Genomic DNA, 26,770 nt, shown 5'->3' with positions numbered 1-26,770 from the left:
TGAAAGGATGGATGTGAGCGCTGCTGGCCAGAAATAGGTTGCAGTTGGGTTTTGATGAGGGAAGTTCGTATTTTTTTGTAGGGGCGGTGCAAAAAATTTAGAGTGGGAGAGCATGCTTCACCCTTAACGACAGAGTATTACGAGCGAGGCTGCATGCACTCCAGTGAACGAGAATGGGCAGTGACCGACGAAGACTAGCCACGTAATTTGAGCGGCGCAAGCGGTTGGGATTCTTTCGGAAACGTTCTGCGAGATAAAGGGAAATGTCACTGACTTGAGGTGTGTCATCTCTCCAATATTCCGTATGGCGCCATAAGATCAAGGCGCAAAAACTGACATTAGTTCTCTGGCGCAAAGGTTTCGTACATCGTCATCATTACGGCACGCAAGCTTGCTTGAGGGGTAGCGGGCTTTTTTCATTGGTGTGTCATGTGTGTACAAAAAACGCATTGCCATTTAGCGGTGTGTAATATGCACACCTAAAGGTGGGCGATGAGAAGTCGAGAGGTGATTGACCTGTTGGTTGCAGATGGTTGGGTGGCGGTGAAGGGGAGTCATCACCAGTTCAAACACCCTGTGAAGCGGGGAGAGTAACTGTCCCTCATCCCAAGTCGGAGATTGCAGTATTTTCAAGTCAGTGCGGTTTAATGCCTCTTTGCCGGAACACCTGTTGCAACGCATTGATGAGTGTGTGCAGAAGGACCATCGCTATGCATCGCGGTCAGGGTTCTTGGCGACTGCCGCACTGCGCGAGCTTTCAGCGTAAACCAACTCAAGCAAACACTATCTATCCAACGGATTCCCCATGAGCCCCGAAGAACTCCAAATCACCGACATCCGCCCCGGCACCGGTAAAGCCGTGGTCAAGGGCGCGCTGATCACCACCCAATACACCGGCACCCTGGAAGATGGCACGGTGTTCGATTCGTCCTGGGAACGCGGCAAGCCGTTCCAGTGTGTGATCGGCACCGGGCGTGTGATCAAGGGCTGGGACCAGGGCTTGATGGGCATGCAGGTCGGCGGTGTGCGGACCTTGTTCGTGCCGGCGCATCTGGCCTATGGCGAGCGGTCGATGGGCGCGCATATCAAGCCCAACAGTAACCTGCGTTTTGAGATTGAGTTGCTGGAAGTACTGACGCGGGATGATTGAGACCTCCTGGATAAACACTTCCTGAACCCTCCCTGAAGAATCTTCTTATTCACCATACGGAAACTTTCCTACGGTTTACTCTCCCATCATCGGGGCGTAAGCTTCGCGCGTTTTCATCAATAGCGGAGACCCTCAGTGGGTACTTGTTCGAGTGACAGTAGTCGGCCGGTATCAGTAACCGGCACAGGCTTGGCAAGGTAACGCGCATTTTTCCGATGCCGTTGTCTCGCCACTAAAAGCGAGAAGCGGCATCCCGGCAGCGGCCAGTCCTGGCACCTGCCCGAATCCCTCTCATCGACGCTGACCAGCACCCGGTTCACCTCGGGATGCTACGGACGCGCCTGTCCTTTGCGGCAGGCGGGCCAAAGTGGCTGTGCCTGTAAACAGGGCGCGGCGCACAGGGCAGTACCTGCACGACGGTTTTTTCCTCGCGCAGGAGTAACACCATGAACCTCACTCTGCTCAAAGAGTTCTTTGCCGGCTTCCTGCGGACCCGGCACATCGCCCGGCATTTCCGCCGCCTGGCGATGCTCGAAACCGTGACCGACGCCAGCGTCAGCCGCGAAGTGCCGCCGACCCTGGCGCAAACCCTGGTGGTCTCGGCCAACAGCAGTGCCGTGCAATTGCTCGGTACCCTGGGCAGTCACGCCGAGGGGTTGAATACCCAGGAAGCCGACGCCCTGCGCGTGCAATACGGCCTCAACGAAGTCGAGCATGAGCAGCCGCTGCCTTGGTGGGTGCACCTGTGGCACTGCTACAAGAACCCGTTCAACCTGCTGCTGACGTTGCTGGCGGTGATCTCGTGGCTGACCGAAGACATGAAGGCCGCCACGGTGATTTTCTCCATGGTGGTGCTGTCGACGCTGCTGCGTTTCTGGCAGGAGGCCAAGTCCAACAAGGCTGCCGATGCCCTCAAGGCGATGGTGAGCAACACCGCCACCGTGCTGCGTCGCGATGAAGCCAAGCGCATCGAACTGCCGATCAAGCAATTGGTGCCGGGCGACCTGATCGTGCTGTCCGCCGGTGACATGATCCCCGCCGATTGCCGCGTGCTCAGTGCCAAGGACCTGTTCGTCAGCCAAGCGGCGATGACCGGCGAATCGATGCCGGTGGAAAAGTTCGCCCAGCAGCAGGACGCCAAGACCCGCAACCCGCTGGACCTGGAGAACATCCTGTTCATGGGCACCAACGTGGTGTCCGGCGCGGCGACGGCGGTGATCCTGACCACCGGCAACAGCACCTATTTCGGGGCGCTGGCCCAACGTGTAACCGCCACCGACCGTGCAACCACCTCGTTCCAGCACGGCGTCAACAAGGTCAGCTGGTTGCTGATCCGCTTCATGTTCGTGATGGCGCCGCTGGTGCTGTTCATCAACGGCTTCACCAAGGGTGACTGGACCGAAGCGCTGTTGTTTGCGCTGTCGATTGCCGTGGGCCTGACCCCGGAAATGCTGCCGATGATCGTGACCTCCACCCTGGCCAAAGGCGCGGTGTTCCTGTCGCGCAAAAAAGTCATCGTCAAGCGCCTGGACGCGATCCAGAACTTCGGCGCCATGGACGTGCTGTGCACCGACAAGACCGGCACCCTGACCCAGGACAAGATCTTCCTGGCGCGCCATGTGGACGTGTGGGGCGAAGAGTCCGATGACGTGCTGGAAATGGCCTACCTCAACAGCTACTACCAGACCGGCCTGAAAAACCTGTTGGATGTAGCGGTGCTGGAGCACGTGGAGGTGCATCGCGAGTTGAAGGTCGGCACCGCGTTCCAGAAAATTGATGAGATCCCGTTCGACTTCAACCGCCGCCGCATGTCGGTGGTGGTCGCCGAACAGGGTCAACCGCACCTGCTGATCTGCAAGGGCGCCGTGGAGGAAATCCTCTCGGTGTGCAACAACGTGCGCCATGGTGAAACCAATGAGGCGCTGACTGAAGAGTTGCTGGCGCGCATTCGTCAGGTGACGGCAGCGTTCAACGAAGAAGGCCTGCGCGTGGTCGCCGTGGCCGCACAGCCGATGGCACCAGGGCGCGATACCTACAGCCTGGCGGATGAGAAAAACCTCACGCTGATCGGCTACGTTGCCTTCCTCGATCCACCGAAGGAAAGCACCGCGCCCGCGCTCAAGGCGCTGAAAGCCCACGGCGTCGCCGTGAAAGTGCTGACCGGTGACAACGAACTGGTCACCGCCAAGATCTGCCGCGAAGTGGGCCTGGAGCAACAAGGCCTGCTGATGGGCAACGACATCGAGGACATGACTGACGCCGAACTGGCCAAGGCCGTGGAAACCACCAATGTGTTCGCCAAGCTGACGCCAAGCCACAAGGAGCGCATCGTGCGCCTGCTCAAGGCCAATGGGCATGTGGTGGGCTTCATGGGGGATGGCATCAATGATGCGCCGGCACTGCGTACTGCCGACATCGGTATTTCGGTGGACAGTGCGGTGGACATCGCCAAGGAAGCAGCCGACATCATCCTGTTGGAAAAGAGCCTGATGATCCTGGAGGAGGGCGTGCTGGAAGGCCGGCGCACCTTCGCCAACATGCTCAAGTACATCAAGATGACCGCCAGTTCCAACTTCGGCAATGTGTTTTCGGTGCTGGTGGCCAGTGCGTTCATCCCGTTCCTGCCGATGCTGCCGATGCATTTGCTGGTGCAGAACCTGCTGTATGACATTTCGCAGATTGCGATCCCGTTCGATAACGTCGATGACGAGATGCTGAGCAAACCTCAACGCTGGCAACCGGGAGATGTCGGCCGTTTCATGCTGTTTTTCGGGCCGATCAGTTCAATCTTTGACATCACCACGTTCGCACTCATGTGGTATGTCTTCGATGCCAACACCCCCGACCACCAGACCCTGTTCCAGTCCGGCTGGTTCGTGGTGGGGCTGCTGACCCAGACGCTGATCGTGCACATGATTCGCACCCCGAAGATTCCGTTCCTGCAAAGCCGCGCGGCGATGCCGTTGATGGCGATGACCGGCGTGATCATGGCGGTGGGGATTTTCCTGCCGATGGGGCCACTGGCGCACTACTTCAAATTGCAGGCGCTGCCGTCGCTGTACTTCGTGTTCCTGCCGGTGATCCTGCTGGCATACATGGCGCTGACCCAGGCGGTGAAGGGGTACTACATCCGTAAGTTTGGCTGGCAATGAACAGGGAAGATTTCCTATGCAAGCAATCAACAACATCAACCTCGAATCCCTGGTCGACACCCTGGTCAGCCTCACCGCAGCCTTCATCCTGGGTGGCCTGATCGGTTTTGAGCGTCAGTACCGCCAGCGCACGGCGGGCCTGCGCACCAACGTGCTGGTGGCGGTGGGCGCGGCGATTTTTGTCGACATGGCCAGCCGGCTCGGCGGTGCGGAAGGTGCGGTGCGGGTGGTGGCCTATGTGGTGTCGGGCATCGGCTTTCTAGGTGCCGGCGTGATCATGCGCGAAGAAGGCAATGTGCGCGGGCTCAACACGGCGGCCACCCTCTGGGCGTCGGCGGCGGTGGGCGCTTGCGCGGGTGCCGACCTGGTCCTCGAAGCGCTGCTGGGCACGCTGTTTGTGCTGGCGGCCAACACCTTGCTGCGTCCCATCGTCAATAACATCAACCGTCAGCCACTGGACGTGGTGTCGGCGGAAGTCACCAACATCTTGTACGTGGTTGCCCGGCGTACCCAGCAAAAGGCCGTTCTGGCTTTGCTGGAGGCCGAGCTGGCGCGCTGTAACTACCCGGCCAGCGATGTGGATGTGCGGCCTTTTGGCACGGAAGAAGTGGAAATCGAAGCCACCCTGGCCGTGACCTCGGTAGACGGTGATGAGCTGGACGCCCTGGTGGCGCGAATCTCGATGTCGACCCTGGTGGTGCAAGCGTTCTGGAGCCCCAGTACCACCGAGTAGTCCCCGCCTGTCAGGCCTTGCCCCGCGCTCAGCTGGTCATGCTATGACTAGGAAAAGTCCTACAAGCATTGGAGACTATCCCTTCATTTGAGCGGACACGCCGTTGTTAAGGTTGCGCGCTTGCGTCTTCCCAGGAGGCAGGGCGCAGCTCTACGTGTTTAGCGTGTTCTATCAAAAGGAGGGGTCTGTACTGCCTGAAGTGTCATGCAGAGTAATCAGTACCGTTTGTCGGAACTGTTACTTTTCACAGGTAGATAGGTCCCGTGTGATATGTAAGCGTACTGATCCCTCGGGGAGTCTTATGAGCAAAGCTTTAATTGTGGACGATCACCCTTTTATCCGCGCCACCGTGAAGTACCTGTTGAAGCAGGAGGGCTTCGATACCATCTTTGAAGCGGGCAACGGCGCCGACGCCATGCAGATTGCTCGGGAGGAGCGCCCGGATCTGGTTATCCTCGATCTGGCAATGCCAAAGCTTGGTGGGCTGGAGGTGATCAGCCGGATAAAGGCGCTGGGACTGCCCTGCAAGATCCTGGTGCTCACGTCCTACCTGGCGGTATTTTTCTCAACTCGCTGCATGCGTGCCGGGGCCATGGGCTTTGTTGCCAAGACCGGTGAACTGGACGAATTGCAAAAGGCGATCAGGGCCATCAGGGCCGGTTACAGTTGCTTCCCGAGCACGGCCACCAGTTCAGTTCGCCGCGACGATTTGCAGACCACCGAACAGGAGTTGGTGGAGGCGCTGTCCGACCGCGAATTGACGGTACTGCAAAAACTGGCGCTGGGCCTGGGCAACAAGGAAATCGCCGAGGATATGCTGTTGAGCCACAAGACCATCAGCACCTACAAGACCCGCCTCAAAGAGAAGCTGCGCATGTCCTCGGTGGTGCACCTGTCCAAGTTTGCCCAGCGCAATCATCTGATCTGAAATGACCACCTCCCGGCTGGTGACATTCACGGCCATCCTGCTGATGGGGCTGTTGCCCTGTGCAGCGATGGCCCTGGACGAACCGCATGCCCTTCGACTGCTCGGCCATTCCACCCTGGAGCACCCAACAGTAGCGCTGGATGACAGCGACTGGCAGTGGTTGCGCGAGCGCCGCAGGTTGGTGATGGGCGTGTCGGCACCCGACTACGCACCGTTCGACCTGAGCAACGACAACGATTTTGAAGGCATCACGGCTGACTACACGTGGCTGATCAGCCTGATCTTGAATGTACCTATCGAGGTTCGGCGCTACGACACCCGTGATGAAGTGATCGAGGCGCTCAAGCTGGGCGAGGTGGATCTGGTGGGGTCGGCCAATGGTTATGAGGCGGCCGACAAGGCGTTGGTACTGTCGCGTTCCTACGCCAATGATCAACCGGTGCTGGTGACCCGCACGGGTGAAAGCCATTCCTTGAGCGCCGACCTGGCCGGCAAGCGCGTGGCGATGCTCTACCACTATATGCAACCCGAAGCTGTCCAGGCCTTTTACCCCCAGGCGCAACTGTTGTTGTACGGTTCGACTCATCAGGCTATCGGCGCCGTGGCTTTCGGCCAGGCGGATGTCTACCTGGGCGATGCCATCAGCGCCCGCTATCTGATCAACAAGAACCACCTTAATAACGTGCGCATGGCAGACTTTTCCGCGCTGGAGGTCAACCCGTTCGGGTTCGCGTTTACTGCCGACAACCAGCGTCTGTTGACGATCATCAATGCCGCGCTGGCTGTTATCCCGGCCAGCCAGCAGATGGAAATCCTGCGTCGCTGGAGTGCCGGCGGCAGTGGGTTCCTGGAGGCTGACCGATTACGCTTGAGTGACAGCGAGCAGCGTTGGCTGGAGAAGCATCCCCGGGTGAGAGTGGCAGTACTGGATAAGTTCGTGCCGCTGTCATTTTTCAATGAGCAAGGGCAGTTCATGGGGTTGAGTGAGGAGGTATTGTCGCGGATCAGCTTACGCACGGGCTTGAAGTTCGAAGTGGTGCAGGGCAGTTCGCTGCCTCGGCAAGTCGACGAGGTCAGCGCCGGCCAGATGGACATGCTGGCGGTGATTACGCCCAGTGTCGAGCGTTCCGAAAAGGTGCGCTTTACCCGGCCCTACCTGTCCAATCCCTATGTGCTGGTGGTGCGCGCCGGCGACGAGCGTCTGCTGACTCTGGAGGACATGCCTGGCAAACGCCTGGCGTTCATTGGCGGCAACAGCCTCGCCGCGCAGATCGCCCGGGACTATCCAGGGATCGAGTTTGTCGACGTCGAGAACCCGGAGCAGGCCATGGAATGGGTGGCCAAGGGGAGTGCCGACGCGACAGTCATTTCATTGATCAGCGCACGCTACATGATCACGCGCAACTATCGCGATCGGCTGCGTATCACCAGCACGGTGGGTACGGAACCGGCGCGGATTGCCTTCGGCGTCAACCGCAGCCAGTTGGAGTTGTATTCGATCCTCGAGAAGGCGTTGTTGAGCATTACGCCGGAAGAGATGGACGAACTGACCAATCATTGGCGCAGTGAAATCATTATTGAAGACAGCTACTGGGTCAGTCATCGCAACGTGATTATCCAGGGGTTTGGCCTGGCCGCGCTGTTGTTGCTGATCACCCTGGGCTGGGTGTTCTACCTGCGCAACCTGATTCACAAGCGTGCCCAGGCCGAACGCGCCTTGAGCGACCAGATGCGCTTTATGAGCGTTCTGATCGACGGCACGCCTCACCCGATTTATGTGCGCGACCGCCAGGGGCGCTTGATGGCGTGCAACAACGCGTACCTTGACGTGTTCGGCTTCAAGCTGGAGGACGTGATCGGCAAGACTGTTGTGGAGACCGATACGGGCAACCCGCCCCAGGCCCAGTCGTTCCATGCGGACTACCTGGACTTGATGGAGCGCGGTGAGCCACAGATTCATGACCGAGTGCTGAAGGTGCCCGGTGGCGGTGTGCTGACGATTTACCAGTGGATGCTGCCGTACCGTGATAGCAACGGCAACGTGGTGGGCATGATTGCCGGCTGGGTGGACGTGAGCGAGCGCCAGCGCCTGTTGGGTCAGTTGCGGGAGGCGAAGGAAGACGCGGACGCCGCCAACCGTGCCAAGACCACGTTCCTGGCGACGATGAGTCATGAGATCCGAACGCCGATGAACGCAGTGATCGGCATGATCGAACTGGCGCAGAAAAATGCTGAGCAGGGGCACGTCGATCGAGATGCGCTGGAAGTGGCATCGATGGCCTCGCGCAGTTTGCTGGAGTTGATCGGCGATATCCTGGACATTGCGCGAATCGAAACCGGTCACTTGTCCCTGACTCTGGAGCCGGCCAACCTGCACGAGCTGTTGGCCTCTGTGGCGCGGGTGTTCGAAGGGCTGGCGCGGGATAAAGGCCTGTCGCTGAACGTAGAGCTCGACCCGATGATCGACCGACTGGTACTGATCGATCCGTTGCGCTTCAAGCAAGTGGTGTCGAACCTGTTAGGCAATGCGATCAAATTTACCTACTCTGGCCAGATACGCCTGTGTGCCCAAGCCGCATCGGTGTTGGCCGGTGAGCATTTGAACCTGCGGCTCTGCGTGGAAGATGCGGGGATTGGCATCAGTGCCGAAGATCAGCAGCGTTTGTTCAACCCGTTTATCCAAGGCAGCAATAACGAGCAATCGGCACGCAGCGGCTCGGGCCTGGGGCTGGTGATCAGCCGTAACCTGTGCGAGATGATGGGCGGCCAACTGCACCTGAGCAGCGTGCTGGGCAAGGGGACGCGGGTGGATGTGACACTGGCACTGGCGTTGACCACGGCAGCACCGGTTGGCTCACCGGTCCCCTGTGTTCCTGCCACGCAGGCATTGCAGCTTCTGGTGGTCGATGATTATCCGGCCAACCGCTTGCTTCTGGCTCGACAGTTGACCTTCCTGGGGCATCAGATCGTTACAGCCGAGGATGGCGCCGAAGGCTTTGCACGTTGGCAAACCGGGCATTTTGATGGGGTGATCACCGACTGCAATATGCCTGTCATGGACGGCTACACGTTGGCGCGTGATATTCGTGCCCAGGAACGGCAACGTGGCCTTGTGCCCTGCCTTCTGCTGGGATTCACCGCCAATGCCCAGCCGGAGGAGGTCGAGCGCTGTCGACAGGCCGGTATGGACGGTTGCCTGTTCAAGCCGACGGGGCTTGACGATCTACGTGCGGCCTTGGCGTCGCGCACGGCCAGCGCTGTAACGGGAGAAGCCAAAGCGCAATTTGATTTGAGCTCGCTGGTGATGCTGACAGGCGACGACGCGGCCGTGCTCAACGAGTTGCTGGCACCCTTGCTCATTAGCCTTGCAGAGGACCTCCGAATGCTGTCGACCCTGCAGGACCGGGCCGATTTCGCCAAGTTGTATGACCTGGCCCATCGTGTCAAAGGCGGTGCGCGCATGGTCAAGGCCCAGGCGCTGATCACCTGTTGCGAGGCTTTGGAGGATGCGTGCGAAAGGCGCGACGGCGATGCGGTGGCGGTGGCGGTTGCGGCATTGAGCGTGGCTATCGATGGTTTGCATCATGACCTGAGCCAGTACTGCAAGCAGGCTTGACCGAAGCGGGCAACCGTTCGGCGAATTTGGGAGAACTCCTACATGGAACGGGAACAAGCCTGATTTTGTCGTCGGTATATGTCTGGAGAATGGGCCTCGCTCACTGACGAGCACTGCCTGCCCAGGGGTTCGCCATGCCAAACAAAGCACTGACCATCCTGATTGCCGATGAGCAACACCTGCAACGCCTGTACATCGAAAAAATGCTCAACCAGTTGGGTTATCACCGCATCGTACCGGTGCAGACCTTCGAAGAGGTCCAACTGCTCACCGTCATTCCGGCACAGCCTTTCGATGTGCTGATCATCAACGCGGGGCTGGCGATCCACACTTGCGGTCCTCAACCCCAGGTGCATCATGTGCTGGTCTATGACCACCTGGACCTGGGCCTGTCTGCCGACGCAACGCCGGCGGTGCTGGTACGCCTGCCCGGTGTGCCGGACAACGTCAATCTCGAACACTTCATGGACATCATCGACCCACCCGCAGCCGCTACGGGCCTGCGCGTACTGCCGTGGCTGCGGGAATTATCCCGCACGCCTGTGGCCGGGGTTTAGTCCCACTGGGGGGCGATACCCTTGGGGCTGGTGAGGCGATGGCCGCGTTCCAGCTCGGCCATCTGCGCCATGTCGGCAGGGCTCAAGGTCAGTTGCAGGGCCTTGAGGTTGCTTTCCAGGTTGGCGCGTTTGGTCGACGAAGGGATGACTGCATAACCCAGTTGCATCGCCCAGGCCAGTGTCACTTGCGCCGGGGTCGCCTGATGGCGCTCGGCGATTTGTCGGATCACCGGGTCCTTGAGCACTTCGCCGTAGGCCAGGGTCATGTAGGACGTGATCTGGATACCGTTGGCGGTGGCGAAGTCCACGACCTTGCGGTTTTGCAGGTAGGGGTGCAGCTCGATCTGGTTGGTGGCGATATTCTCCGAACCTACTGCCGCAATCGCTTGTTTCATCAGGTCGACGGTAAAGTTGGAAATGCCGATCCGGCGGGTCAGGCCCAGGCGCTTGGCCTCCAGCAACTGGCCCATGAATTCGGCGACAGGCACCTGGTCTTCCGGCGAGGGCCAGTGGATCAGGGTGAGGTCAAGGTAATCGGTTTTCAGTTTGCGCAGGCTCTCGCGCAGGCTGGGAATCAACTGGCCTTCGGCGAAGTTGGCGATCCAGATCTTGCTGGTGATGAACAGCTCATCGCGCGGGATGCCACTGTCGGCAATGGCCTGGCCAACATCGGCTTCGTTCTCATAGATTTGCGCGGTGTCGATGACGCGGTAGCCCAGCTCGAGGCCGGTGCTGACGGAATCGATCACCACCTGGCCTTGCAGACGGAAGGTGCCGAGGCCAAAGGCCGGAACGTTTTGCGTAGTGGACATCAGTAACTCCTGAAGGGGGGTGAACAATGGAGTCGAGTATCCGCCTGTCGTTCCTTCGGAAAAACCGTCGAATCCGAAAAGGACTCTTTACCGCAGATCACGAATTTACTGGGGGGGATGGGTGTCGCCGGGCTACCGAGACTGATGTAGAGTCGTGCTGCCGACTCAACCCAAGGAAATCGCCGCATGACCCAGGAATCCAGTTTCTCCCGGATGGACCCGGAAGTGCGCAAGGCCCATCTGGTCCAGGCCACGCTCACCTGTCTCAAGCGCGATGGTTTCCAGGGTGCGTCGATTCGCAAGATCAGTGCCGAGGCCGGGGTGTCGGTGGGGCTGATCAGCCATCACTATTCGGGCAAGGATGAGCTGGTGGCCGAGGCCTATCGCACCATCACCGACCAGGTCATGGGCCTGTTGCGCGCGACCATGGCCAAGGCGCCGCCGAACCCTCGGGAGCGCCTGTCGGCGTTGTTCCAGGGCTCGTTTTCCGCCGAACTGCTCGACCCGCACCTGCTGGACGCGTGGCTGGTGTTCTGGGGCGCGGTAAAGACCGCACCGGCGATCAACCTGGCGCACGAGCATTCCTACGGCGAGTACCGCACCATCATGCGCTCCGCCCTGACCGACATGGCCAGGGAGGAGGGCTGGAAGCACTTCGACGCCGACCTCGCCGCCATCGGCCTGAGCGCATTGCTCGATGGGTTGTGGCTGGAGTCGGGGCTCAACCCCGGTACGTTTACGCCCGAACAGGGCATCCAAATCTGCGAAGCCTGGGTGGATGGCCTGCAGGCTGGCGGTCGCCAGCGTTACCAGCTCAAACCCTGAGCCTTCTCCAGCCACCTGAACGCCAGGTTCAGGCAGGCCGTTTCCCTCCTGAAAAAATTTGCTGTTGGCTGATTGCCTTCTTGCTGAACACTTGTTTAGTATCGCCTCATGTCGCACCCCTCAGGTCAAATAAAACAATTCGAGGACGCCATGACTGCCGAATCGCCCGTGCTCACTCATGTAGAAGCTGGTGTTGCCTGGATCACCCTCAACCGTGGTCCGCAGCGCAACGCTCTGGACATCCCCACCCTCAAGCACCTGCATGCCTTGCTCGATGCCTTCAATACAGACGTCGCTGCGCGCGCGGTGGTATTGACCGGTAATGGGCGAAGCTTCTGCGCCGGTGCCGACCTGGCCGAGTGGGCGGATGCCGAAGCTCGCGGTGCCCTCGAAACCTACGGCTGGACCGAAACCGCCCACGCGCTGATGACGCGCCTGCACACTCTCGATAAACCCACGATTGCCGCGATCAACGGCACCGCCGTCGGTGCGGGCATGGACCTGACCTTATGCTGCGACCTGCGCATAGCGGCCCAATCGGCGCGCTTCAAGGCTGGTTACACCCGCATGGCCTACTCGCCGGACGCGGGCGCCAGTTGGCACTTGCCGCGCCTGATTGGCAGCGAACAGGCCAAGCGCCTGTTGTTTCTCGACGAGCTGTGGAGTGCCGAGCGTGCCTTGGCCGCGGGCCTGGTCGGTGAAGTCGTCGCCGATGACCAGCTCAATGCCTACACCACCGAACTCGCCACACGCCTGGCCAACGGCCCGACCTTCGCCTTCGCCCAGACCAAGACCCTGCTGCGTGAAGGTGCCGGGCGCAGCCTGCCCGAACAGTTGCAGGCCGAACGGGCGGCCGGCCTGTTGTGCGGGCGCAGTGCCGATGGCGCCGAGGCCTTGCGCGCGTCCGTGGAAAAACGCCTGCCGACTTTTTACGGCCAATAACACCACCACCTCCGAGCAGGTAGCGCCATGCATTTCCAACTCAGCCAAGAACAAGACATGTTGGTGGACGCGGTACGCAGTTTTGTAGCCAAGGAATTGTTGCCCCATGAGGCGGCGGTGGACCGTGCCGATGAGGTCTCTCCCGAGCTGGCCGCGCAGATCCGCGACAAGGCCATCGCTGCTGGCTTCTACGCTTTCAACATACCGGAGGCGGTGGGGGGCGGTGGCCTGGACTATCTGTCCCAGGCCCTGATCGAGCGGGAATTGTCCAAGGTGTCGTGGGCGCTGCATGTGTTTGTTGCGCGGCCGTCCAAGATCCTCATGGCGTGTACGGGAGCACAGATTGGCGACTACCTGCTGCCGTGTGTGCAGGGCAAGAAAATCGACTGTTTCGCCCTCACCGAACCCGGCGCCGGCTCCGACGCCAATGCCATCAAGACCCGCGCCGTACAACGTGGCGATGAGTTCGTGATCAACGGCAGCAAGCACTTTATCAGCCATGCCGGGCACGCCGATTTCGCCATCGTGTTTGCGGTCACCGACACCTATGAACACAACGGTCGACAGCGCAACGCCGTGACCGCGCTCCTGGTGGATCGCGGCACGCCCGGCATGACCATCCGCCGTGGCCCCAAGTGCGTGAGCAACCGGGGTTATCACACCTATGAACTGTTCTTCGACGACTGCCGCGTACCGGCTTCCAAGGTACTGGGCGAAGTGGGCAAGGGCTGGGACGTGGCCAACGCCTGGCTCACCGCCGGCCGTGTGATGGTGGCCGCCAACTGCGTCGGCCAGGCCCAGCGCGCGCTGGATGTGTCGCTGCAATGGGCGGCGGACCGCAAGCAGTTCGGCCAGCCCATCGGCACTTATCAAGGCGTGAGCTTCAAGCTGGCGGACATGGCCACACAGATCCGCGCAGCAGAACTGCTGACCCTGCACACCGCCTGGAAGATGGACCAGGGCAGCATGACCGATGGTGAGGCCGGCATGGCCAAGCTGTTTGCCAGTGAAACCCTGGGCAAGGTCGCCGACGAGGCGGTGCAGATTTTCGGCGGCATGGGCCTGATGGAGGAAGGGCCGGTGGAGCGCATCTGGCGCAACGCACGGATCGAGCGGATCTGGGAAGGCACCTCGGAAATCCAGCGCCATATCATCGCCCGTGAACTGTTGCGGCCGCTGTTGCGCTGATCGGCGCGGAGAACGCTTATGTCTCAGGCTATTCGCGACAACCTCAAGCGCCTGCTGGCGCCCCGGCACCTGGCATTCGTCGGCGGCCGCAGCATGGCCCGTGCGCTCAAGCGCTGCGCCGAAGGTGGTTTTAACGGGCCGATGTGGCTGGTCAACCCGCAGCATGACCGCCTCGACGGCATCCCTTGTGTACGCCGTGTGGCGGATTTACCGTGCGGGCCGGACGCGGTGTTTATCGCCACCAACCGCGAACTCACGTTGGCCTGCGTCGCCGAACTCGCGGCCATCGGCACGGGTGGCGCGATTTGCTACGCCTCAGGGTTTGCCGAGACCGGGGCCGACGGTGCCGTCCTGCAACAGCAGCTATTAAAGGCGGCGGGTGAGATGGCCTTGCTTGGCCCCAACTGCTACGGCCTGCTGGATTACCTGCACGGCGCAGCGCTGTGGCCGGTGGCCCATGGCGGCAAGGCGGTGGAGAAGGGCGTGGCGGTGCTGACCCAGAGCGGCAACTTCGCCTACAACCTGTCGATGAGCGACCGTTCGCTGCCGGTAGCCTACATGGCGTCGGTGGGTAACCAGGCGCAATTGGGTGTTGCCGAATTGATGGAGGTGCTGCTCGATGAACCGCGCGTCACCGCCATCGGCCTGCACCTGGAAGGGTTGAAAAATGTGCCGGGGTTTGCCCGTGCCGCCCACAAGGCCCTGGAAAAAGGCATTCCGATCATTGCGCTGAAAACCGGCGTGTCGCAGATCGGCGCCGAGCTGGCCTTGAGTCACACCAGTTCGCTGTCCGGCTCCGATGCGCTGTACGACAGCCTGTTTGCACGCTTGGGCGTGATTCGCGTGAGCGGGCCGGTGAGTTTTGTCGAAACCCTCAAAGCTGCGGCATGCGGCAACCTTCCTGCGGGTAACCGCCTGATCGCGCTGGCCTGTTCCGGGGGCGATGCGGGGCTGATTGCCGACTATGCCGAACGCAATCACCTGGCCTTGCCAACGCTCGACGCAGGCCAGCGCCGTGAACTGGCGCAGGTGCTGCCCAGCTACGCCAACCTGGTCAATCCGCTGGATTTCACCACGGCCATCTGGGGCAACCGTGCGGCCCTCGATGCCATGCTCGACACCGCCCTGCGCACCGAAGCCGATGCCGCCCTGTTGGTGCTGGATTACCCGGCCGAGTCCACGGGTGAGCGCAAGGAGTGTGACCTGCTGCTGGAGTTGTTCTGCAACGCGCTTGGCCGGCATGGCAAGACGGGGTTTGTCACCTCGGCCTTTCCCGAGTTGCTGCCGGCCCATGCCCGCGAGCGCCTGCATGCTCAAGGCATCGCAGCGCTGCAAGGCGTGGAAGACGCATTGGCGGCGTGGGGACGGATTGCCGGTTACCCGGGCAATCGCCGCGTGCTGCTGGAGCGCGGCGAATCGATCCTCGAACCGCTGTGCCCGAAGGCCCTGCAAGGCAGCGGCGAGGCCCTCGACGAATGGGCTTCCAAACAAGCCTTGCGCGCGTTCGGCCTGGCCACGCCAACCGGGGTATTGAGTACTCCGGCCAGGGCGATCAGCGATGCCGCGGTGGTTGGCTATCCCCTGGTGCTCAAAGCGGTCAGCGCGCAGTTGCCGCATAAAACCGAAGCCGGTGCAGTGGTGCTGAACCTGAAAAACGGTATGGCGCTGACCACTGCACTTGAGCAGATGCGCGAGCACATCGCCGCTTATGCGCCGGATGTCGCGTTCGATCAACTGCTGCTGGAGGCCATGGCTGCGCCGCCTTTGGCGGAGTTGATCGTGGGCATCAAGCGAGAAAACGAGTTTGGCCTGGCACTGGTCATCGGTACCGGTGGCATCCTGGTAGAGCTGCTCAAGGACAGTCGCAGCCTGCTGCTGCCCACCACCGACAGCGCCATTTGCAATGCTCTGCTCAGCCTGCGCAGCGCCCCGTTGCTGCAAGGTTATCGCGGCCGTGACGCGGCGGATATGCATGTATTGGTCGCGGCCATTCGGGCGGTGGCCGACTACGCCTGCGCCAACGCCGGGCAGTTGCTGGAGCTGGATGTGAACCCATTGTTGGTCAGTGCCCAGGGCGCTACGGCGGTCGATGCATTGATACGTCTAGGAGATGAGCATGCACGATAAGGTGATGACCGGCGGCCAGGCCCTGGTGCGGTTGCTGGCCCATTATGGGGTGGACACCGTGTTCGGCATTCCCGGTGTGCATACGCTGGAGCTGTATCGCGGCCTGCCCGGCAGCGGCATTCGCCATGTGCTTACGCGCCACGAGCAAGGCGCCGGTTTCATGGCCGACGGGTATGCGCGGGTCAGCGGCAAGCCAGGGGTGTGCTTTGTGATCACCGGGCCGGGAGTGACCAATGCCGCCACCGCGATCGGCCAGGCGTATGCCGACTCGATTCCGCTGCTGGTGATCTCCAGCGTCAACAGCACCGCCAGCCTTGGCAAGGGCTGGGGCAGCCTGCACGAGACCCAGGACCAGCGGGCCATCACCGCACCGATTACGGCGTTTTCGGCGGTCGCACTCAGTGCCGAGGATTTGCCCGAACTGATCGCCCGCGCCTATGCGGTGTTCGACAGCGAGCGGCCTCGGCCGGTGCATATCTCGGTGCCGCTGGATGTGTTGGCGGCACCGATCAAGCGCGACTGGAGCGATGACGTGGTGCGCCGCCCGGGTCGCGGCGTGCCGTCGGCTGACGTCTTGGGCCAGGCGGTGGCCAAGCTCGCAGCGGCCCAACGGCCCATGATTATCGCCGGGGGCGGTGCACTGGCGGCAGGCGAGGCGTTGCAGCGTTTGAGCACGCAGTTGGCCGCGCCGTTTTTCACCAGCGTGGCCGGCAAGGGGTTGCTGCCGATCGATCACCCGTTGAATGCCGGTTCCACCCTGTGCGTCGAGCCCGGCTGGCAACTGATCAGCGAGGCCGATGTGGTGCTGGCGGTGGGCACGGAAATGGCCGACACCGACTATTGGTGCGAGCGTCTGCCCCTCAACGGTGAGCTGCTGCGGGTGGATATCGACCCGCGCAAATTCAATGATTTCTACCCCAGTGCCGTGGCGCTGCGTGGCGATGCCAATCAGACGGTGCTGGCGTTGCTGGAGCGTTTGCCAACCGTGTCGGCTGACGCGGAAACGGCAGCCAAGCGTGTTGCGGCATTACACCAGGCCGTCGAGCGGGGACACGGCCCGTTGCAGTCCATCCACCGTGCCATTCTTGACCGCATCGAAGCCGAACTGCCCGCCAATGCATTCATCAGCAGCGACATGACCCAACTGGCCTACACCGGCAATTACGCCTATCGCAGTCGCGCCCCGCGCAGTTGGCTGCACCCCACCGGCTACGGCACCTTGGGTTACGGCCTGCCGGCGGCCATCGGTGCCAAGTTCGGCGCACCGCAGCGGCCAGGCCTGGTGCTGGTCGGTGACGGTGGTTTTCTCTACACCGCCCAGGAACTGGCCACCGCCGTGGAGGAATTGGACAGCCCGCTGGTGGTGCTGTTGTGGAACAACGACGCACTTGGCCAGATCCGCGACGACATGCTCAACCTCGACATCGAACCCGTCGGCGTGCTGCCGCGCAACCCCGACTTTGGGCTGTTCGCCCAGGCGTTCGGCTGCACCGTGAACCAGCCCCACAACCTGGATGAATTGCAGACGCACCTGCGCAACGCTTTCCAACGCAATGGCGTAACCCTGATCGAACTGAAACAGGCCTGCGCTGTTTGAGGAACTCACATGAAGGTTTTGATTGTTCACGCCCATCCCGAGCCACGGTCGTTCACAGCGGCACTGCGTGACCAGGCGCTCGTCACGCTGCAAGGCCGGGGACACACCGTCAAGGTCAGTGATTTGTACGCCATGCAGTGGAACCCGGTGGCGTCGGCGGCGGATTTTTCCATGCGGGAAAACCCCGATTACCTGGTGTATGCGCTGGAGCAACGCCTGGGAGTGAGGAAACAGTCGATAGCGGCGGATATTCAGGCTGAGTTGGACAAGCTGCTGTGGGCCGATCTGTTGGTCCTCAACTTTCCGATCTTCTGGTTCTCGGCGCCGGCCATACTCAAGGGCTGGATTGACCGGGTGCTGGTGTCGGGCGTGTGTTACGGCGGCAAGCGCTTTTACGATCAGGGTGGGTTGGCGGGGAAGCGGGCGCTGGTCACCGTGACCCTGGGCGGGCGCGAGCATATGTTCGGCGAGGGCGCGATTCATGGGCCGCTGGAGGATATGTTGCGCCCGATCCTGCGCGGCACGCTGGCGTATGTGGGCTATGAGGTGCTGGCGCCGTTTGTGGCGTGGCATGTGCCGTATATCAGTGCTGAGGCGCGGCAGGATTTCCTGGTGGAGTATGAGCAACGGCTGCAAGGGCTGGCGGATGAGCAGCCCTTGGTATTTCCGAAACTTGAGCAATTTGATGAGGCGCTGTACCCGCTGTAGCAGCGCCTTGGTCGTTCAGCCTTGTGCGCGCAAGCGCTCGGCGGCGCTACGCAACAACTGCTCGGTGGCATCCCAGCCCAGGCAGCCATCGGTCACCGACACGCCGTACTTCATCGATGTGCTCAACGGCTGGCAGCCTTCGAACAGGTGGCTTTCGAGCATCATGCCGATCAGCGACGTGTCGCCCTGCAAGCGCTGCTCCAGCACGTCGTTGAACACCGCCGGTTGACGCAGCGGGTCTTTGCCGCTGTTGGCATGGCTGCAATCGACCATGATCCGCGCCGCCACCTTGGACTTGGCCAGGTCGTGTTTCACCTGCGCCACGCTTTGCGCATCGTAGTTCGGCCCACGGTGGCCGCCGCGCAGCACCAGGTGGGTGTCGGGGTTGCCCGGGGTCTGGATGATCGCCGGGTGCCCCTGGCTGTCGACGCCGAAGTGACGGTGCGGGTGGGACGCCGAGCGCATCGCGTCGCAGGCAATCGCCACGCCGCCGTCGGTGCCGTTCTTGAAGCCCACGGGCATGCCCAGGCCGCTGGCCATTTCGCGGTGGATCTGCGATTCGGTGGTGCGTGCGCCAATCGCGACCCAACTGAGCAGGTCATCGAAGTAGCCGGCGGCCATCGGTTGCAGCAGCTCAGTGGCGACCGGCAGGCCCAGGCGCAGCATTTCGCGCATCAGTTCGCGGGACAGGCTGAGGCCGGCGGCCATATCGTCGCTGCCGTCCAGGTGCGGGTCGTAGGCCAGGCCTTTCCAGCCGATGGTGGTGCGCGGTTTTTCGACGTAGGCGCGGATCACCAGCAGCATCTGGTCGCTCACTTCGAGTGCGAGTTTCCTCAGGTTGCGTGCGTATTCCATGGCCGACTCCGGGTCGTGGATCGAGCACGGGCCGACGATCACCAGCAAACGTGAATCCTGGCCATTGAGGATGGCGCGCACGGCGTGGCGATGGGCGTGGACTTGTTCATTGAGGAACGGGCTGAGCGGCAGCTTGAGCTTTAAATCAAGCGCGCTGGGCAAGCGCTGGGTCAGGGCTTCATTGGCGCTGGTCAGGGCAGAAACGGGCAGAGCGGCGGTGGCAGAGTTCATATTCAAGGCTTCCTGGGCAAGCGGCGGGCTGTTCCCGCGCGCCTGGCCCTACTGGGGTGTTCGACAGTGGGCCGTACTGGCTGTGTGTGTTGGCTTGCCACCCATAGGTGACCGATCGGAGGCGGCAGGCTGTCCCGAGCGGAGCTGGCTAAATCGCCATGCAGTGGAAGTGTCGTAGCGGTAATAGGTGGCGTAGTTCATGTCGTGTGTCCTTTAAGTGTTCATCAAAAAATATTGGGGCCTGAAAAAACAAAACCCCCGGTCGGGGAGCCGACCGGGGGTTTGGATTTCTCTGGTAGGCGACCCCTTGAGTAGTGGGCGCCGATTTCAGGTATCAGGCGCGCCAGTGGCTAAACCAATACCCAAAATAAAAGCTGACCAGTGCGCTCGAACCGTTCACACGGGTAGCCGATACCGAGCGCGGGGCGCTGGCAACAGGGCAGACCTGAGGGGTGGTGAGTTGCAACATGGTGTGTCTCCAAATGATGGGGGGAGCTTACTAGAGGCACGCAGGTGGATTCAATCAGTAATTTCTATTGCGCGGGGGTACTGACCGCTATCGACCGCGATATGCTTGTCACACCTTGGATGATTGCCTGGACGCGACCATGACTGCCCTGACCCTTGCTGCTGCTCAATCTGTTTCCATCGCGGGCGACGTGCCGGCCAATATCGAACGGCACTTGGCCCTCATGCACGCGGCGGCCGAACATGGCGTGCACGTGCTGGTGTTTCCGGAACTGTCGTTGACCGGCTATGAGCCGTCACTGGCGGCCGCATTGGCGATTGCTCCCGAAGACGCGCTGCTGGCACCGCTGCGCGAAATGGCACGGGAGTGGGGCTTGACGGCGGTGGTCGGCATGCCGATTCGCCTGGCACCTGGGGCAGGTGTGCTGATCGGCGCGCTGGTGTTGGGGGCAGACGGTTCTCTTGCGGTGTACACCAAGCAGCATCTGCATCCAGGCGAAGAAGCGGTGTTTGCCCCAGGGCAGGGGGGAGCGGCGCTTGACATCGGCGATGAGCGGATTGCGCTGGCGGTGTGCGCGGATTTCTCCCGCGCCAGTCACCCGCGCCAGGCGGCCCAGATGGGCGCCACTGTCTATGCCGCCGGTGTGTTGATCAGCGAAGGCGGCTACGCAGCGGACAGCGCGTTGCTCCAGGGGTATGCGGCCGAGCATGGCCTGGTGGTGCTGGTAGCCAACCATGGCGGGCCATCGGGTGGCTATGTGTGTGCCGGTAGCAGCGCCATTTGGGCCGCAGATGGCCGTTTACTGGCTGCTGCGTCAGGCCTGGGTGATGCGCTGGTAATCGCCCGTCGTGATGGCGCCGTGTGGGCTGGCCAAGTGGTAGCGCTGTAAATGGCGTTTCACCTGCGCGCTGCGACGGACCAGGACTTGCCGTTCGCCCGAACCCTGACCTTTGAGGCCATGAGTCGCTATTACCTGCAATACGATCTGGTGTGGTCCAACGACGGCTTCGATGTGGCTTGGGCGGGCCGCGAAAACTGGCTGATCTGCAACGACGAGACCGTGTTGGGCTTTATCAGTTTGAGCCGCGACAGCCGCGCACTCTATATCCGTGAGCTGCATATGCTTGCGGCATGTCGTGGGCAGGGCGCGGGCAGTTGGGTCTTGGAGCAGATGGCGCTCAAGGCTCAGGCCCTGGGGTTGCTGCGTCTGACCGTGTTCAAGACCAATCCGGCCCGAAGGCTCTATCAGCGCATGGGGCTGAGTATCGTCGGTGAAGAAAACTGCTTCTGGCGCATGGAACGTCTCTGTCCATCAAGCTAAACCACGCACCCAATTCTAATAAGCGCATACTGGCTTCAGGAAATGACCTCCTGATCGTTTTTTTGAGCATCAGCCTCAGAATGGATGATCCCTTCTTTCATGCCCAAGAGGACCGCTACCTTATGGGCCTCTCCACGTCGTCCCTTTTTGCGCCCAGCGAGCACTTGATAGGTGGTTGCCGGATCAACGCCATGTTCACGGGCGAACGCTTGAACTGACTTTCCTTGATGTTCCAGCCAGGCCTTGGCTTGTGCGGCAGTACGGATTCCGGGCATAGTTCAAAACCGTTCAAGTTTGTTCAGCAAAGTGATGAGTGTGTCACCCCTTGGGGTGTCCCAACCAGGATCATACATCCAAATGAGTGGAATCGGTTCGCGTTTGAGGCAAGAAAGGGAGCGACTTGGCTTGTCGCAAAAAGTTTTTGGTGAAATAGGCGGCGTTGAAGCCAACGCACAAGGTAAATACGAAAGTGGAGGACGGGCGCCTAAAGCGGACTACCTGTCGCGTGTCGCCGAGAAAGGTGTGGATGTGCTGTACGTGTTGACCGGTACGCCTACCCCGATTCAACTGGACAACCTGAGCCAGGTTGAAGAAAAAGTATTGGGTGACTACCGTGCGATGTTCAAGGAAGACCAGGCTGCAATCCGTCGCTTGACGTCAAGCCTGGCCGAGCACTCCGTGTCACTGAATGGAAAAAGCAGACCGCAGCCCCAGGAATCCTGACCTGCTGCCCAACAAATAGAGCCGTCCACCGCAGGGTGGACGGCTGCTGTGTATTCAAACTCTATATATATGACGCTTGCAGCTAGGTCTGCGCCTTGGTTTTTTGCTAAGGTGTTCAGCAACCTATAAGACCATATCGCGAGGTGTCTGCTTGATTAGGGTGCTAGTAGTCGATGACCATGATCTCGTTCGTACAGGCATTACACGAATGCTGGCTGACATCGATGGCCTGCAAGTAGTCGGTCAGGCCGAGTCCGGGGAAGAGTCCCTGATCAAGGCCCGGGAGTTGAAACCCGATGTGGTACTGATGGACGTCAAGATGCCCGGTATCGGTGGTCTTGGCGCCACGACCAAATTGTTGCGCAGCCACCCGGACATCAAGGTCGTGGTGGTGACCGTGTGTGAAGAAGACCCGTTCTCGACGCGCCTGTTGCAGGCCGGCGCGGCCGGTTACCTGACCAAGGGTGCCGGTCTGGCCGAGATGGTGCAAGCCATTCGCCTGGTGTTTGCCGGGCAGCGTTACATCAGCCCGCAGATCGCCCAGCAACTGGCCATCAAATCTTTCCAGCCCACCAGCGACTCGCCGTTCGATGCGCTGTCGGAGCGGGAAATCCAGATCGCCCTGATGATCGTCGGCTGCCAGAAGGTGCAGACGATCTCCGACAAGTTGTGCCTGTCGCCCAAGACCGTCAACACCTACCGTTATCGCATTTTCGAGAAGCTCGCCATCAGCAGTGATGTTGAATTGACCCTGCTCGCGGTGCGCCACGGCATGGTGGACGCCAGCGCCTGACATGACCACACCGTTTGATCCCAGTGCCTTCCTCTCGACCTGCAGTGGCCGCCCCGGCGTGTACCGCATGTTCGACAGCGAGGCGCGCCTGCTGTATGTCGGCAAAGCCAAGAACCTGAAGAACCGCCTGGCGAGCTACTTTCGCAAGAGCGGTCTCGCGCCGAAAACCGCCGCGCTGGTGGCGCGCATCGCCCAGGTCGAAACCACCATCACCGCCAATGAAACCGAAGCACTGCTGCTTGAGCAGACGCTGATCAAGGAATGGCGGCCGCCTTACAACATTCTGCTGCGCGATGATAAGTCCTACCCCTACGTGTTTTTATCCGACGGCAACTTCCCACGCCTGAGCATTCACCGGGGCGCGAAGAAGCAGAAGGGCAAGTATTTCGGGCCCTATCCCAGCGCCGGCGCGATCCGCGAAAGCCTGAGCCTGCTGCAAAAGACCTTTTTTGTGCGCCAGTGCGAAGACAGCTTCTACAAGAACCGCACCCGGCCGTGCCTGCAATACCAGATCAAGCGCTGCAAGGCACCCTGTGTGGGCCTGGTGGAGCCGGCCGAGTACGCCGAGGATGTGCGTCACTCGGTGATGTTTCTCGAAGGGCGCAGCAATGCCCTCACCGACGAACTCTCCGGCGCCATGGAGCAGGCGGCCAGCACCCTGGATTTCGAAAAGGCCGCCGAACTGCGCGACCAGATCTCCCTGCTGCGCCGCGTGCAGGACCAGCAGAGCATGGAAGGCGGTACCGGTGACGTCGATGTGATCGCCGCCTTCGTCAACCCGGGCGGTGCCTGCGTGCACCTTATCAGCGTGCGGGGCGGGCGGGTGTTGGGCAGCAAGAACTTCTTCCCGCAGACCGGTATCGACGAAGACGTGGCTGAGGTCATGGCGGCCTTCCTGGGCCAGTACTACGTGAGCAGCCCGGAGCGCGATTTGCCATCGGAGCTGATCGTCAACGTGGTGCACGAAGACTTCCCCACGCTGATCGAGGCGATCCACGAATTGCGCGGCCGCGAGCTGGACATCAGCCATCGCGTACGCGGCACGCGAGCCCGTTGGCAGCAACTGGCCGTGACCAATGCCGAGCAGGCCCTGGGCGCACGCCTGGCCAATCGACAGCACGTCGCCGCACGCTTCGACGCCCTGGCCGAAGTCCTCAACCTGGACGAGCCGCCGCAACGCCTGGAGTGTTACGACATCAGCCACTCCAGTGGCGAAGCCACGGTGGCGTCCTGCGTAGTGTTCGGGCCGGAAGGGCCGATCAAAGCCGATTACCGTCGCTACAACATCGAAGGCGTCACCGCCGGCGATGACTATGCGGCCATGCACCAGGCCCTGACCCGGCGTTTCAGCAAGTTGAAGGACGGCGAGGGCAAACTGCCGGATATACTCCTGGTGGACGGTGGCAAGGGCCAGCTGTCCATGGCCCGCGACGTGCTCAACGAACTGGCGGTGCCCGACCTGATCCTGCTCGGCGTAGCCAAGGGCGCTACGCGCAAGGCCGGTTTCGAGACGTTGTACTTGAATGATGCCGCCCATGAGTTCACTTTGAAGGGCGACTCACCGGCGTTGCACCTGATCCAGCAGATCCGCGATGAGGCGCACCGTTTCGCCATTACCGGTCACCGCGCCCGACGCGGCAAAACCCGTCGAACCTCAACCCTGGAGGGGGTGGCGGGCGTCGGGCCGACACGGCGACGCGACTTGCTTAAACATTTTGGTGGCTTGCAGGAGCTATCCCGTGCCAGCATTGACGAAATAGCCAAAGCTCCCGGTATCAGTAAAAAGCTCGCTGAGTTGATTTATGCGAATCTGCACAGCGAATAGAATGCCTTTCCACCTCGTAGCCAGTTGTGCCGATGAATATCCCTAATCTGATCACCGTTCTACGCGTCCTGCTTATTCCTATTTTCATCCTGTTGTTTTATTTGCCGTACGAATGGAGCTATGCGGCCTCCAGCTCCGTCTTTGCCTTCGCGGCTGCCACCGACTGGCTCGACGGCTACCTGGCCCGTCGCCTGGAACAGAGCACGCCGTTCGGCGCGTTCCTCGACCCGGTAGCGGACAAACTCATGGTGGCCGTCGCCCTGGTCCTGCTGGTGCAGGAACACGGCAACCTGTGGCTGACCCTGCCGGCCGCCGTGATCATCGGTCGCGAAATCGTGGTGTCCGCACTGCGCGAATGGATGGCCGAAATCGGTGCCCGCGCCCATGTCGCTGTCTCCAACATGGGCAAATGGAAAACCGCCGCTCAGATGCTCGCGCTGGTGATCCTGCTGGCCAACCCGTCGGACTTCTCCTTTTGGGTGTTGACCGGCTACGCCCTGCTGCTCATCGCCGCCGGCCTGACCTTGTGGTCCATGCTCCAGTACCTGCGCGCTGCCTGGCCGCATCTGCGCACCACCGTTGAAAAGAAATAAAACATTTTCGAATCAAGGGGTTGACCGGTTCTGATAATTCTATAGAATGCGCATCACCAAGACGCGGGAATAGCTCAGTTGGTAGAGCACGACCTTGCCAAGGTCGGGGTCGCGAGTTCGAGTCTCGTTTCCCGCTCCAAACACAAAAAAAGCCACTCTAACGAGTGGCTTTTTTTTGCCTGCAATTTACTGGGTGGGCGCTTCGTCCTCTTTTTTCGTGACTTTGATTTTTATCGACGTGCACGGGCAAATGGACTCATTTGGTGCAGAGTTGTGTCCGCCATTCGGCCAGTCTCGATTGCCGATTGTTAGCACAGCTCAACGGTCAACGCCTGAAAGCATGCCTCTTGGCCACCGAGACCATCATCAGCGCCGGCAGCAACAACGCCAGCGCTACCCAGGGAATAGCGCTTGCCCCCCAGGTTTCCAAGAGAACGCCACCGATCACACCGCTGCCTGCAAACGCCAGGTTGAAGACGGTGACCAGCATCGATTGCGCAATGTCAGCGCCGTCTCCGGCAACTTCAGCCAAGGCGGTTTGCAGTAAGGTTGGCGCGCCACCGAAGCTCATCCCCCACAAGACCATGCTGATGTAGATCGCACTGGCGGGCAGGTCACCCAGCCCAAGGACAAACGACACCAGGGTGAATGCTGTCAGGCTGAGCAGTACCAGGCTACGAAGCCTGCCATGAATCAGCGTGCCGATCATCCATAGACCGAACAAGGCCGCAATACCGAATGCAAGGAGGCCCTGATCAACCTGATCGGCCAAGCCAACAGAAGCCAGGAACGCAGCAATATAGGTATAGAAGGTGTAATGGGCCAGGATCCAGACCATGACCACCGCCAGTACCGGCCGCACCCCCGGGGTTTGCAAGACCCTGCGCAGCGGCAGGCGTTGATCGGCGCGTTGTCCGGGGTAATCAGGCACTTTCAGATAGATCCAGGCCATCAGCAAAAGGCTGAGTCCTGAGAGCGTCCCGAACACGCATCGCCATCCCAGCAGTTTGCCGAGCCAGGCACCCAGCGGTACGCCCAGGGCAAGTGCCAGAGGGATGCCGAGCATGGCCAGCGCCATAGCGCGACCTTGCAGTGGTGGGGTGACCAACCGTCTGGCGTAGCCGGCCAGCAGGCTCCAGGCCAGACCGGTTGCAATACCCACCATGAAGCGAGCCGCCAGCGTCAATGCAAACCAGGGCGACAGGGCGGTCACCGCATTGCAGGCGCAAAACACCCCGACCGCCAGTAACAGCACCCCGCGCCGACGCCAACCCTGCAACGCGAGCGTCAAAGGAATAGCCGCCAACCCTGAGCCCAGTGCACACAGCGTCACCATCTGACCGGCCCATGCTTGCGACACACCAAATGCTTCGGCGATTTGCGGCAAAAGTCCTGCCGGCACCGTTTCGTTGGCGGTGGCGATAAAGCTACCCAATGTCAGCGCCAACAGGGCCGTCAGTGGGAGACCCTCGGTAGTGAGGTGTTCGATATTGCTCGATGTTGTGAAAGAGCCATTTTCAACCTGTGATTTGCCGGTCATGACTTGTGCTCAATGGGAGAGGAGGCATGAGTGTGATGAATTGCCTACGATTTGATAATTGGCTTAACATTTGATGAGCTATCAA

General features: G+C 60.9%; 22 protein-coding genes, 1 tRNA gene and 2 pseudogenes. 21 read left to right on the top strand and 4 right to left on the bottom strand.

The features are described from left to right. Nucleotides 1-492: 492 nt before the first annotated feature. The 8 genes and pseudogenes from BM110_RS15810 to BM110_RS15770 form a co-directional block, all read left to right on the top strand. Nucleotides 493-620, top strand: a pseudogene (locus tag BM110_RS15810) (type II toxin-antitoxin system HicA family toxin); the annotation flags it as partial. 11 nt (nt 621-631) lie between these two features. Continuing rightward, nucleotides 632-766: pseudogene (locus BM110_RS15805) on the top strand (type II toxin-antitoxin system HicB family antitoxin); the annotation flags it as partial. A 39-nt stretch (nt 767-805) separates the two neighbouring features. Then, nucleotides 806-1,150 carry an FKBP-type peptidyl-prolyl cis-trans isomerase gene (locus tag BM110_RS15800; protein WP_092249737.1) on the top strand — a complete coding sequence of 115 codons (345 nt, stop codon included), beginning with the start codon at nt 806-808 and terminating at the stop codon, nt 1,148-1,150. Nucleotides 1,151-1,596: 446 nt separating this feature from the next. Beyond that, nucleotides 1,597-4,302: a magnesium-translocating P-type ATPase gene (gene mgtA, locus BM110_RS15790; RefSeq protein ID WP_092249740.1), complete on the top strand. Its 2,706-nt coding sequence runs from the start codon at nt 1,597-1,599 to the stop codon at nt 4,300-4,302. A 16-nt stretch (nt 4,303-4,318) separates the two neighbouring features. Beyond that, nucleotides 4,319-5,035: an MgtC/SapB family protein gene (locus BM110_RS15785; protein ID WP_092249743.1), complete on the top strand. Its 717-nt coding sequence runs from the start codon at nt 4,319-4,321 to the stop codon at nt 5,033-5,035. A 301-nt stretch (nt 5,036-5,336) separates the two neighbouring features. Continuing rightward, nucleotides 5,337-5,963: a response regulator transcription factor gene (locus BM110_RS15780; RefSeq protein WP_092249746.1), complete on the top strand. Its 627-nt coding sequence runs from the start codon at nt 5,337-5,339 to the stop codon at nt 5,961-5,963. Nucleotide 5,964: 1 nt separating this feature from the next. Next, nucleotides 5,965-9,579, top strand: coding sequence for a transporter substrate-binding domain-containing protein (locus BM110_RS15775; protein WP_093513789.1), 3,615 nt, complete (start codon nt 5,965-5,967; stop codon nt 9,577-9,579). Between the two features lie 134 nt (nt 9,580-9,713). Next, nucleotides 9,714-10,136 carry an ANTAR domain-containing protein gene (locus BM110_RS15770; RefSeq protein ID WP_093513788.1) on the top strand — a complete coding sequence of 141 codons (423 nt, stop codon included), beginning with the start codon at nt 9,714-9,716 and terminating at the stop codon, nt 10,134-10,136. Here the strand turns inward: BM110_RS15770 and dkgB are convergent. Next, nucleotides 10,133-10,948 (bottom strand): 2,5-didehydrogluconate reductase DkgB, encoded by an 816-nt coding sequence (gene dkgB / locus BM110_RS15765; protein WP_093513787.1) that lies wholly within the window; start codon nt 10,946-10,948, stop codon nt 10,133-10,135. The two genes, BM110_RS15770 and dkgB, sit on opposite strands and share 4 nt — an antisense overlap. A 186-nt stretch (nt 10,949-11,134) precedes the next feature. Between dkgB and BM110_RS15760 the strand changes: the two genes are divergently transcribed. The 6 genes from BM110_RS15760 (at nt 11,135) to BM110_RS15735 (ending at nt 18,335) form a co-directional block, all read left to right on the top strand. After that, a complete protein-coding gene (locus tag BM110_RS15760; RefSeq protein WP_093513786.1) occupies nt 11,135-11,773 on the top strand; it encodes a TetR family transcriptional regulator C-terminal domain-containing protein in 639 nt (212 codons plus the stop codon). Nucleotides 11,774-11,923: 150 nt separating this feature from the next. Then, nucleotides 11,924-12,715, top strand: a complete 792-nt coding sequence (locus BM110_RS15755; RefSeq protein WP_092249761.1) for an enoyl-CoA hydratase/isomerase family protein — start codon at nt 11,924-11,926, stop codon at nt 12,713-12,715. A gap of 27 nt (nt 12,716-12,742) precedes the next feature. Beyond that, a complete protein-coding gene (locus tag BM110_RS15750) occupies nt 12,743-13,903 on the top strand; it encodes an acyl-CoA dehydrogenase family protein (RefSeq protein ID WP_093513785.1) in 1,161 nt (386 codons plus the stop codon). 18 nt (nt 13,904-13,921) lie between these two features. Next, nucleotides 13,922-16,030, top strand: a complete 2,109-nt coding sequence (locus tag BM110_RS15745) for an acetate--CoA ligase family protein (RefSeq protein WP_093513784.1) — start codon at nt 13,922-13,924, stop codon at nt 16,028-16,030. Then, nucleotides 16,020-17,627: a 5-guanidino-2-oxopentanoate decarboxylase gene (locus BM110_RS15740; protein WP_092249770.1), complete on the top strand. Its 1,608-nt coding sequence runs from the start codon at nt 16,020-16,022 to the stop codon at nt 17,625-17,627. The genes BM110_RS15745 and BM110_RS15740 overlap by 11 nt, the downstream gene beginning before the upstream one ends. A 9-nt stretch (nt 17,628-17,636) precedes the next feature. Then, on the top strand, nt 17,637-18,335 hold the full coding sequence (locus BM110_RS15735) for an NAD(P)H-dependent oxidoreductase (RefSeq protein ID WP_093513783.1): 699 nt from the start codon (nt 17,637-17,639) through the stop codon (nt 18,333-18,335). 15 nt (nt 18,336-18,350) lie between these two features. On the opposite strand, the gene BM110_RS15730 is transcribed toward BM110_RS15735, so the two are convergent. Beyond that, complete coding sequence (locus BM110_RS15730; RefSeq protein WP_092249776.1) at nt 18,351-19,421, bottom strand: 3-deoxy-7-phosphoheptulonate synthase; 1,071 nt, start codon at nt 19,419-19,421, stop codon at nt 18,351-18,353. A gap of 608 nt (nt 19,422-20,029) precedes the next feature. On the opposite strand from BM110_RS15730, the gene BM110_RS15725 reads away from it, so the two are divergent. After that, entirely contained in the window at nt 20,030-20,779 is a 750-nt protein-coding gene (locus BM110_RS15725; protein ID WP_092249779.1) for a carbon-nitrogen hydrolase family protein, read from the top strand. Then, the gene (locus BM110_RS15720; RefSeq protein WP_092249782.1) at nt 20,780-21,211 is read left to right on the top strand and encodes a GNAT family N-acetyltransferase; all 432 of its coding nucleotides are present in this window, start codon (nt 20,780-20,782) and stop codon (nt 21,209-21,211) included. Between the two features lie 35 nt (nt 21,212-21,246). Here BM110_RS15720 and BM110_RS15715 read toward each other — a convergent pair whose 3' ends face one another. Then, a complete protein-coding gene (locus BM110_RS15715; RefSeq protein WP_071489635.1) occupies nt 21,247-21,486 on the bottom strand; it encodes a DNA-binding protein in 240 nt (79 codons plus the stop codon). Between the two features lie 82 nt (nt 21,487-21,568). Between BM110_RS15715 and BM110_RS15710 the strand changes: the two genes are divergently transcribed. The 5 genes from BM110_RS15710 (at nt 21,569) to BM110_RS15690 (ending at nt 25,284) form a co-directional block, all read left to right on the top strand. Then, nucleotides 21,569-21,934, top strand: coding sequence for a helix-turn-helix domain-containing protein (locus BM110_RS15710; RefSeq protein ID WP_092249785.1), 366 nt, complete (start codon nt 21,569-21,571; stop codon nt 21,932-21,934). Nucleotides 21,935-22,085: 151 nt separating this feature from the next. Next, entirely contained in the window at nt 22,086-22,727 is a 642-nt protein-coding gene (gene uvrY / locus BM110_RS15705; RefSeq protein WP_093513782.1) for a response regulator transcription factor GacA, read from the top strand. 1 nt (nt 22,728) lies between these two features. Next, nucleotides 22,729-24,552, top strand: a complete 1,824-nt coding sequence (gene uvrC, locus BM110_RS15700; RefSeq protein ID WP_092249788.1) for an excinuclease ABC subunit UvrC — start codon at nt 22,729-22,731, stop codon at nt 24,550-24,552. Nucleotides 24,553-24,584: 32 nt separating this feature from the next. After that, nucleotides 24,585-25,145 (top strand): CDP-diacylglycerol--glycerol-3-phosphate 3-phosphatidyltransferase, encoded by a 561-nt coding sequence (pgsA, locus tag BM110_RS15695; RefSeq protein ID WP_003232771.1) that lies wholly within the window; start codon nt 24,585-24,587, stop codon nt 25,143-25,145. Between the two features lie 63 nt (nt 25,146-25,208). After that, nucleotides 25,209-25,284, top strand: a tRNA-Gly gene (locus tag BM110_RS15690). Between the two features lie 186 nt (nt 25,285-25,470). On the opposite strand, the gene BM110_RS15685 is transcribed toward BM110_RS15690, so the two are convergent. Further along, nucleotides 25,471-26,685 carry an MFS transporter gene (locus BM110_RS15685; protein WP_093513781.1) on the bottom strand — a complete coding sequence of 405 codons (1,215 nt, stop codon included), beginning with the start codon at nt 26,683-26,685 and terminating at the stop codon, nt 25,471-25,473. Between the last annotated feature and the right edge of the window lie 85 nt (nt 26,686-26,770).

Source organism: Pseudomonas sp. NFPP28, from assembly GCF_900115535.1.
Taxonomy (GTDB): domain Bacteria; phylum Pseudomonadota; class Gammaproteobacteria; order Pseudomonadales; family Pseudomonadaceae; genus Aquipseudomonas; species Aquipseudomonas extremorientalis.
The sequence above is the reverse complement of the archived record's forward strand: the minus strand, read 5'-3'. Positions and strand labels throughout refer to the sequence as shown.

Excerpts from the sequence above, each read along its gene's own strand:
- BM110_RS15735 (WP_093513783.1), top strand. The coding sequence starts at position 17,637 with ATGAAGGTTTTGATTGTTCACGCCCATCCCGAGCCACGGTCGTTCACA.
- BM110_RS15685 (WP_093513781.1), bottom strand. The coding sequence starts at position 26,685 with ATGACCGGCAAATCACAGGTTGAAAATGGCTCTTTCACAACATCGAGC.
- uvrC (WP_092249788.1), top strand. The coding sequence starts at position 22,729 with ATGACCACACCGTTTGATCCCAGTGCCTTCCTCTCGACCTGCAGTGGC.
- BM110_RS15785 (WP_092249743.1), top strand. The coding sequence starts at position 4,319 with ATGCAAGCAATCAACAACATCAACCTCGAATCCCTGGTCGACACCCTG.
- BM110_RS15770 (WP_093513788.1), top strand. The coding sequence starts at position 9,714 with ATGCCAAACAAAGCACTGACCATCCTGATTGCCGATGAGCAACACCTG.
- BM110_RS15740 (WP_092249770.1), top strand. The coding sequence starts at position 16,020 with ATGCACGATAAGGTGATGACCGGCGGCCAGGCCCTGGTGCGGTTGCTG.
- BM110_RS15725 (WP_092249779.1), top strand. The coding sequence starts at position 20,030 with ATGACTGCCCTGACCCTTGCTGCTGCTCAATCTGTTTCCATCGCGGGC.
- BM110_RS15715 (WP_071489635.1), bottom strand. The coding sequence starts at position 21,486 with ATGCCCGGAATCCGTACTGCCGCACAAGCCAAGGCCTGGCTGGAACAT.
- BM110_RS15760 (WP_093513786.1), top strand. The coding sequence starts at position 11,135 with ATGACCCAGGAATCCAGTTTCTCCCGGATGGACCCGGAAGTGCGCAAG.
- BM110_RS15800 (WP_092249737.1), top strand. The coding sequence starts at position 806 with ATGAGCCCCGAAGAACTCCAAATCACCGACATCCGCCCCGGCACCGGT.
- pgsA (WP_003232771.1), top strand. The coding sequence starts at position 24,585 with ATGAATATCCCTAATCTGATCACCGTTCTACGCGTCCTGCTTATTCCT.
- BM110_RS15755 (WP_092249761.1), top strand. The coding sequence starts at position 11,924 with ATGACTGCCGAATCGCCCGTGCTCACTCATGTAGAAGCTGGTGTTGCC.
- mgtA (WP_092249740.1), top strand. The coding sequence starts at position 1,597 with ATGAACCTCACTCTGCTCAAAGAGTTCTTTGCCGGCTTCCTGCGGACC.
- BM110_RS15775 (WP_093513789.1), top strand. The coding sequence starts at position 5,965 with ATGACCACCTCCCGGCTGGTGACATTCACGGCCATCCTGCTGATGGGG.
- dkgB (WP_093513787.1), bottom strand. The coding sequence starts at position 10,948 with ATGTCCACTACGCAAAACGTTCCGGCCTTTGGCCTCGGCACCTTCCGT.
- BM110_RS15745 (WP_093513784.1), top strand. The coding sequence starts at position 13,922 with ATGTCTCAGGCTATTCGCGACAACCTCAAGCGCCTGCTGGCGCCCCGG.
- BM110_RS15730 (WP_092249776.1), bottom strand. The coding sequence starts at position 19,421 with ATGAACTCTGCCACCGCCGCTCTGCCCGTTTCTGCCCTGACCAGCGCC.
- BM110_RS15750 (WP_093513785.1), top strand. The coding sequence starts at position 12,743 with ATGCATTTCCAACTCAGCCAAGAACAAGACATGTTGGTGGACGCGGTA.
- BM110_RS15780 (WP_092249746.1), top strand. The coding sequence starts at position 5,337 with ATGAGCAAAGCTTTAATTGTGGACGATCACCCTTTTATCCGCGCCACC.
- BM110_RS15720 (WP_092249782.1), top strand. The coding sequence starts at position 20,780 with ATGGCGTTTCACCTGCGCGCTGCGACGGACCAGGACTTGCCGTTCGCC.
- BM110_RS15710 (WP_092249785.1), top strand. The coding sequence starts at position 21,569 with ATGAGTGGAATCGGTTCGCGTTTGAGGCAAGAAAGGGAGCGACTTGGC.